Genomic DNA, 2,827 nt, shown 5'->3' with positions numbered 1-2,827 from the left:
GCAAGCCATAGGTATCATTTAAGCGGACAGGGTAGTAGTACCCTTCTAGGGTATTGTTGGCTGTAGTAAAGTCATAGTACTTTTGCCTAGGGAGTAGTTCTAAATATTTGGTTTCTAGATCAGGATCAGAGAATTGACTATCTGCTGGGAGTTTAGCTCGGAACTTAGCTTGGTTTTCTTGCTTCTCAGCTTCAGTGAGGTTGAGAGCATCTCGTAAGTCATATAAAAATAAATCGAGAGTTGGATAGATTAGATCGCTCACTATAGCACTCTGTTAAATTGGGTGAGGTACAAATTATGGGGTTTTAGGGAGCAGGGAGTAGGGAGTAGGGAGTAGGGAGCAGGGAGCAGGGAACAGGGAAAAAATACTATGTACCTAATAGTTATGAAAAACGCTGTAATATTAAAACCGTTGTACTTTAGTTAACGTTAATTGGATTGACTAGTTAGCACGGTTAGTTAAGGAAACTCCCAGGAACTAATCATACCAAATTTATGAGTCTAGGGTTGATCCTACTTACGAGCTACATTCAATTTTATTCCCCCGACTCCGACTCTCGACTCCCGACTCCCGACTCCCGACTCCCGACTCCCGACTCTCGACTCCCGACTCTCGACTCCCGACTCCCGACTTCCAAATTGGGTAATTTACTTTTTAGAAGTCCCTAAAAACTGTTTCAGTTTTTCCAAGGGTAATTCTTTCACAGCTGCTTCTGGCTGTTCTGAACGACTGACAACAATCACAATATTATTAATTTGTTGGTCATAGCCTGTAGGTGATGACTTAGGTTTATGTCCTCTCATTATCGTAGAGCTAGGTTTATTGACTGGCTGGATTTCCGCTGTTGTTGGGAGATAGTCTGGGGGAATATCAACCGTAGTGTCAAGTTGGTTGTAATAAGTTTGGTAACGTTGATTTAACTCAGGATTGGCTGCAATTATCTCTAGCAGCTTGGGTTTGGTATACCTCTCCCAGGCCAAAGGTTGGGCATCAAGTTGATCGCCAATTTCTTTGATGCTCTTATTATCACCTTGACTCAAGGGTGTGTCTAAATCGGTCAGAGCAAGTAAAAACGCTAATAGGGTTTTGTTGGTATTCATCAGCCACTGCTACTACTTCAATCATTATCTTTATACACGAAGGATCAGCCTAGTTCCCGAAATTGTGATAGTATGTTACCCTAATAAAAGTTTCAGAACCTCGCTCCAATGAGACCGCAATGGGAAGCCCTAATTGTTGGGATTAACCGTTATCCAGAATACACCAACTTTAACGACTTGACCGTTGCGGCATTAGATGGGGAAAATGTCGCTCAACGATTAGAGCAGTATGGCTATGAACCGTTTCGGATTCAAGACTTACCCCTTGGGTTGACCCAAAAAGGAGCAGGGGGACCATCCAGCACAGGACTAGTAAAATTAGAGGAATTAAGGTCAGCAGTCGCTAATCTGTTTAATCCTCCTCCTCCCAACCAACCTCCAGAAACCGGCCTATTCTTCTTTTCAGGCCATGGCTGTAGACAAGAGGTGGATGGTATTGAGGAAGTTTTCTTAGTGACAAGTGATGCCTTTCCTGATGTGGGAATTTATGGCTATCCTCTGCGGGAGTTGGGTGAGCAAATCGCAACTAGCCCAGTCAAACAGGTAGTGATTTGGTTAGATTGTTGCTACAGTGGCGAGTTACTAAGCTTGCTCCCATTTATCCCAACTGATAAAGCTTACTGCTTGATTACTGCTACTCGTTCCTTTGAACCGGGAGTAGAGATTAGCCATGAACAAGGGGTATTTACCAGGGAGTTACTGGCAGGATTAAATCCGGAAAATCACCCGGATGGTATTGTTACTAGTCATAATTTGGCCTTGTTTATTGAGCAGCGGATGTCAAGGACTGGACAACGTCCTTTAATCGCTAACTCTGAACAAGCCATTCTACTGACTAGCCTGTTTCCGAAACTGAGCTTTCAGGATAAGTGCCCCTATCGGTCTCTGTCTTATTTTACCGATAAACCAGAGGATGCTCTGGTGTTTTACGGTCGCTCTAAGTTGACCCAGCAGTTAATTGAGCGAGTTAAAACTAAAGACCGTCTGCTGGTAGTGTTAGGAGCTTCCGGCAGTGGCAAGTCTTCCTTACTCAGGGCAGGATTATTGTATCAGCTGAAGTTAGGTCAGGCAATTGTTGGAAGCGATCGCTGGCATTATCTAGAACCTTTCTCTCCGGGTGTTGCACCAAAGCAAAGGTTACAGGAGGTGCTGGAGTTGGGAAAGCTTTTAGAGAAAAACGGAGGCAATTCTAGTCTTACTCTAGTAGCGACTTCTGAACCGGTGGTCATGATTATTGACCAGTTTGAAGAGTGCTTCACTATGAGTCAACCTGACCAACGCCTGGAATTCTTTAACGGTTTAATGGAATTATTAGAGCAGAAAGACAATCTAATTGTGTTAATTGCCATGCGCTCTGACTTTCGGGGGCGGTCGCGAAAGTATCCTCAATTTGTTGAAAAGATCAATAGACCATACATCAATGTTGACCAGTTGAACCGTCAGGAAATTGAAGAAGCGATCGCACTACCAGCTGAATTAGTAGGATTAGGGATTGAGGGGAGATTAAAACAGCAACTGATTAACGATGTCGAAGATTATCCAGGTAGCCTTCCCCTGCTCCAATATACTCTGACGGAATTATGGAAACAGTCAAGACAGCAGCAGGAAACGTTTTTACGGTTAGAAACCTATCAACAGTTAGGGGGAATTGAGGGAACTCTGGAAAAGAAGGCAAATCAGGTATTTGATAGTCTCTCACCGGAAGCACAAAATGTAGCTAGGCGTT

General features: G+C 43.7%; 3 protein-coding genes and 1 pseudogene. 2 read left to right on the top strand and 2 right to left on the bottom strand.

Going from position 1 to position 2,827, the window contains the following annotated elements; all coding sequences use genetic code 11:
• Nucleotides 1-262, bottom strand: a pseudogene (locus tag F6K49_RS39395) (hypothetical protein); the annotation flags it as partial.
• Nucleotides 263-495: 233 nt separating this feature from the next.
• On the opposite strand from F6K49_RS39395, the gene F6K49_RS39390 reads away from it, so the two are divergent.
• Complete coding sequence (locus F6K49_RS39390) at nt 496-669, top strand: hypothetical protein (RefSeq protein ID WP_158069495.1); 174 nt, start codon at nt 496-498, stop codon at nt 667-669.
• Here the strand turns inward: F6K49_RS39390 and F6K49_RS39385 are convergent.
• Nucleotides 649-1,101 (bottom strand): hypothetical protein, encoded by a 453-nt coding sequence (locus F6K49_RS39385; protein ID WP_075898163.1) that lies wholly within the window; start codon nt 1,099-1,101, stop codon nt 649-651. The genes F6K49_RS39390 and F6K49_RS39385 overlap by 21 nt on opposite strands.
• Nucleotides 1,102-1,209: 108 nt before the next feature.
• On the opposite strand from F6K49_RS39385, the gene F6K49_RS39380 reads away from it, so the two are divergent.
• Nucleotides 1,210-2,827, top strand: a 1,618-nt coding sequence (locus tag F6K49_RS39380) for a caspase family protein (protein WP_293106022.1), incomplete at its 3' end; no start/stop codon positions are given.

The sequence above is a fragment of the Moorena sp. SIO3I6 genome, from assembly GCF_010672095.1.
This window is presented reverse-complemented; position numbering and strand designations above follow the sequence as displayed.

Bases quoted from the DNA above. Each gene is read 5' to 3' on its own strand.
- F6K49_RS39390 (WP_158069495.1), top strand. From the start codon at position 496: ATGAGTCTAGGGTTGATCCTACTTACGAGCTACATTCAATTTTATTCC.
- F6K49_RS39385 (WP_075898163.1), bottom strand. From the start codon at position 1,101: ATGAATACCAACAAAACCCTATTAGCGTTTTTACTTGCTCTGACCGAT.